We start from the raw sequence: 4,197 nt of genomic DNA, 5'->3' as shown, positions 1-4,197 counted from the left end.
AATCTACGCGTCTTCCTGGGGAAGAATGATTTCAATTTGGCTGTCTTGTAAGCGTGATTTTAGCGCAGCGGGCGGCAGCTCGTCGGTAAAGAGCGCAGTGACCTGTGCCACGTTACCAATTTCAACCGCCGCCGAAGCATGATACTTAGTGTGATCGGCGACCAGCAGAATATTTCTCGCGTGCGCCATCATCGTTTTCACCACGTTAGCTTCGTTTACATCAAACTCCATCAACGCGCCATCGCTCTCAATCGCCCCAACGCTTGTTACCAGATAATCAGCACGAAAATCAGCCACAAAGGACGCCGCTGAAGGGCCAATGATCCCGCTATTATGAGAGCGCAACGTACCGCCGGGCACCATCACTTCAAAGCGCGGGTTGTGGTAAAGAATATGCGCCACACGCAGGCTGTTGGTGATTATCCGCAAATGATTATGGTTAAGTAACGCCCGGGCAACATGCTCAACAGTCGTACCAATGGTGATAAATATTGTTGAACCATCAGGAATATAGTCTGCCACCGCTTCGGCAATCGCTTTTTTTTCCTCGGTTTGCGAAACCTCACGCTGCTCGAACGCCGTATTAACGACGCTGGAAGCCCGACCCGCGCCACCGTGATGGCGCGTAATCAGGCCTTGCTCGCTTAATTTACGAATATCCCGGCGGACCGTCTGCGTGGAGACATCCAGCAGATTTGCCAGCTCATCAATATTCATATACCCACGCTCGGCGATCAGCATGAGGAGTTGGTCGTGCCGCGGGTTACCGGTTAGTTCGGTAAGGCTCATGAAAATTCCTCGAAAAACCATCACCCTGGCATTTTATACAAAAAGTGACAAAAAAGATCGGGTTTGATCACAGTCAGGGATCCCGGCTCGTCCACCGGGACGTGTGCATTTTAACGCCGCTACACCGCTGGCGAAGCGGACTGACTCCGCTAAATCCCCACTTGTTGCCAGCGCCACCGCCAAAGCGCCGTGAAAAACATCACCCGCACCTGTGGTATCTACCACATCAACTTTGAAGGCCGGTTGATGCTGACGCCCACCATTTTCCAGCCAGTCGCAGCCTGCGCTACCCTGGGTCACATAGACATGACCATTTGTGAGCGTTTGTGCCTGTTTTAGCGCACTGGCCATCTCTTTCACGCCCGTTAAGCGCGCCAGACCCGGTTCTGAAAAGGCCGCGTGATCGCTTAATGCCACCAGCTCACTGATATCCTGCGGCGTAATGTCCCCGTCCAGAACGGTCATCACACCCGCCTGACGGGCCAGGGTGAAGGCTTTTTTAGCGCCGTCGTGCCAGCGTACATCTGCCAGCACAACATCCCACTGAGAGAAATCAATTTCCTCCAACCACTCTGCGTCAGGCAGCAGATCCGGGCTGGGGTAGTTAATGATTATCCGCTCGCCTTTGGTATCCACCATGATGGCGGATTGCGAAGATTTCGCCTGGTTATACCGTTTGGTGTAACGGGTGTTAACGCCCCAGGATTCCAGCTCTGCCAGCAGGCTGTTGCCCGTGTCGTCATCACCTACGCGACCAATAAAATCGACCTGCGCCCCCAGCCTTGCCGCCGCAACCGCTGCCGTCGCCGCTGGCCCGCCACCAACTTCCGTATAATTTCTCGCCACGTATTTACCGCTCTCCGTCGGTAACCCTTCCACGTAATAGATGCGATCCATCACGGTTATACCTACACAAGCAACACGAATCATGGTCATTCCTTAAACATTTTGGGATGCGTTCATTTTAATTTCACCAATTGTTTAAAAAGTGACGGCTGTCAATTTTTTGACGATAAATTACAAATACGATCAAAAACAGACAAGCAAAGCATGTCATAAATGACAAAAAGTGACATCACTGTATTCAGGAGAGGGTTATGGCAGCAATCGCGTTTATCGGTTTAGGACAAATGGGTTCGCCAATGGCGAGCAATTTATTGCAGCAAGGGCATCAACTTCGCGTCTTTGATGTGAACGCCGAAGCTGTGCGGCATCTGGTAGACAAAGGTGCGACTCCCGCCGCCAACCCGGCGCAGGCCGCTAAAGATGCCGAATTTATCATTACCATGTTGCCGAATGGCGATCTGGTGCGCAACGTGTTGTTCGGTGAAAACGGCGTTTGCGAAGGCTTATCTACCGATGCGCTGGTCATTGATATGTCCACCATCCATCCGCTGCAACCCGCTACATTGATTCCCGATATGCAAGCCAAAGGCTTCCGCATGATGGATGTTCCGGTAGGCCGTACTTCTGCAAATGCCATTACCGGTACTCTGTTACTGCTGGCTGGCGGCACCGCTGAACAAGTTGAACGTGCCACACCGATCCTGATGGCGATGGGCAGTGAGTTGATCAACGCTGGCGGTCCGGGCATGGGGATCCGCGTTAAGCTCATCAACAACTACATGAGCATCGCGCTCAATGCGCTTTCGGCAGAAGCCGCCGTTTTGTGCGAAGCCCTGAATCTTCCCTTCGATGTTGCCGTCAAAGTGATGAGCGGTACCGCCGCCGGTAAAGGTCACTTCACCACTTCCTGGCCAAACAAAGTCCTCAGCGGAGATCTTTCTCCCGCCTTCATGATCGATCTTGCCCATAAGGATCTTGGCATCGCCCTTGATGTCGCCAACCAGCTGCATGTGCCAATGCCGCTGGGGGCCGCCTCACGGGAGGTTTATAGCCAGGCGCGCGCAGCGGGTCGCGGTCGCCAGGACTGGTCCGCCATTCTGGAACAGGTCCGTGTCAGTGCCGGGATGACTGCCAAAGTAAAAATGTAACGACTGGATAAAGGAATAAATGAATGAATAAGTACACCATCAACGACATTACGCGCGCATCGGGCGGTTTTGCCATGCTGGCGGTCGATCAGCGCGAAGCCATGCGCATGATGTTTGCCGCGGCTGGGGCACCCGCTCCGGTAGCCGATAGCGTTTTAACTGATTTCAAAGTTAACGCTGCAAAGGCCCTCTCGCCTTATGCCTCGGCGATTCTGGTAGATCAACAATTCTGCTACCGCCAGGTGGTTGAGCAAAACGCGATTGCCAAAAGTTGCGCCATGATTGTCGCCGCCGATGAGTTCATTCCTGGCAACGGTATTCCGGTCGATAGCGTGGTTATTGACCGCAAAATCAATCCGCTACAGATCAAACAAGACGGTGGCAAAGCCTTAAAACTGCTGGTGCTGTGGCGTAGTGATGAAGATGCGCAGCAACGTCTGGATATGGTGAAAGAGTTCAACGAACTGTGCCACTCACACGGTCTGGTAAGCATCATTGAGCCAGTCGTCCGCCCACCGCGTCGTGGCGATAAATTCGATCGCGAACAAGCGATCATCGATGCCGCCAAAGAGCTGGGCGACAGTGGCGCTGACCTCTACAAAGTTGAAATGCCGCTTTATGGCAAAGGTCCGCAACAAGAGCTTCTCTGTGCTTCACAACGTCTGAATGACCATATCAATATGCCATGGGTGATCCTCTCTTCCGGTGTCGACGAAAAACTGTTCCCGCGTGCCGTACGCGTGGCAATGACGGCGGGCGCATCGGGATTCCTGGCAGGCCGTGCAGTCTGGGCATCGGTCGTCGGTTTACCAGACAACGAGCTGATGCTGCGTGACGTTTGCGCACCGAAATTACAACAACTTGGCGATATCGTCGACGAAATGATGGCTAAACGCCGCTAAGATGAGGATAAAAGGAATGAAATGGTTTAACACCCTAAGCCACAACCGTTGGCTGGAACAGGAAACCGACCGCATCTTTGATTTTGGTAAAAATTCCGTAGTGCCGACTGGTTTTGGCTGGTTAGGCAATAAAGGGCAAATCAAAGAAGAGATGGGCACCCATCTGTGGATCACCGCTCGTATGTTGCACGTTTATTCCGTTGCTGCGGCGATGGGTCGACCTGGCGCTTACTCGTTGGTTGATCACGGTATCAAAGCCATGAACGGCGCACTGCGTGATAAAAAATATGGCGGCTGGTATGCCTGCGTGAATGACGAGGGCGTGGTGGATGCCTCCAAACAGGGCTATCAACACTTCTTTGCTCTGCTGGGTGCCGCCAGCGCCGTCACAACGGGTCACCCGGAAGCGCGCAAGCTGCTCGATTACACCATTGAAATTATCGAGAAATATTTCTGGAGCGAAGAAGAGCAGATGTGCCTGGAATCCTGGGACGAAGCCTTCAGCAAAACCG

General features: G+C 53.0%; 4 protein-coding genes and 1 pseudogene. 3 read left to right on the top strand and 2 right to left on the bottom strand.

Annotated elements, in window-relative coordinates:
* Positions 1 to 3: 3 nt before the first annotated feature.
* Together RTW80_RS22750 and yihV are read right to left on the bottom strand one after the other, a co-directional pair.
* The gene (locus RTW80_RS22750) at positions 4 to 789 is read right to left on the bottom strand and encodes a DeoR/GlpR family DNA-binding transcription regulator (RefSeq protein ID WP_000059678.1); all 786 of its coding nucleotides are present in this window, start codon (positions 787 to 789) and stop codon (positions 4 to 6) included.
* 33 nt (positions 790 to 822) lie between these two features.
* A complete protein-coding gene (yihV, locus tag RTW80_RS22745) occupies positions 823 to 1,719 on the bottom strand; it encodes a sulfofructose kinase (protein ID WP_000621656.1) in 897 nt (298 codons plus the stop codon).
* Positions 1,720 to 1,886: 167 nt separating this feature from the next.
* Between yihV and yihU the strand changes: the two genes are divergently transcribed.
* The 3 genes and pseudogenes from yihU to yihS form a co-directional block, all read left to right on the top strand.
* Positions 1,887 to 2,783, top strand: coding sequence for a sulfolactaldehyde 3-reductase (yihU, locus tag RTW80_RS22740; protein WP_312720302.1), 897 nt, complete (start codon positions 1,887 to 1,889; stop codon positions 2,781 to 2,783).
* Between the two features lie 23 nt (positions 2,784 to 2,806).
* Positions 2,807 to 3,685 carry a sulfofructosephosphate aldolase gene (yihT, locus tag RTW80_RS22735; RefSeq protein WP_001046453.1) on the top strand — a complete coding sequence of 293 codons (879 nt, stop codon included), beginning with the start codon at positions 2,807 to 2,809 and terminating at the stop codon, positions 3,683 to 3,685.
* A gap of 16 nt (positions 3,686 to 3,701) precedes the next feature.
* Positions 3,702 to 4,197: pseudogene (gene yihS, locus RTW80_RS22730) on the top strand (sulfoquinovose isomerase); the annotation flags it as partial.

The sequence above is a fragment of the Escherichia sp. AM3 genome (assembly GCF_032029835.1).
GTDB lineage: Bacteria > Pseudomonadota > Gammaproteobacteria > Enterobacterales > Enterobacteriaceae > Escherichia > Escherichia coli.
The sequence above is the reverse complement of the archived record's forward strand: the minus strand, read 5'-3'. Positions and strand labels throughout refer to the sequence as shown.

Coding starts and splice junctions, on each gene's coding strand:
- yihT (WP_001046453.1), top strand. CDS start 2,807: ATGAATAAGTACACCATCAACGACATTACGCGCGCATCGGGCGGTTTT.
- yihV (WP_000621656.1), bottom strand. CDS start 1,719: ATGATTCGTGTTGCTTGTGTAGGTATAACCGTGATGGATCGCATCTAT.
- yihU (WP_312720302.1), top strand. CDS start 1,887: ATGGCAGCAATCGCGTTTATCGGTTTAGGACAAATGGGTTCGCCAATG.
- RTW80_RS22750 (WP_000059678.1), bottom strand. CDS start 789: ATGAGCCTTACCGAACTAACCGGTAACCCGCGGCACGACCAACTCCTC.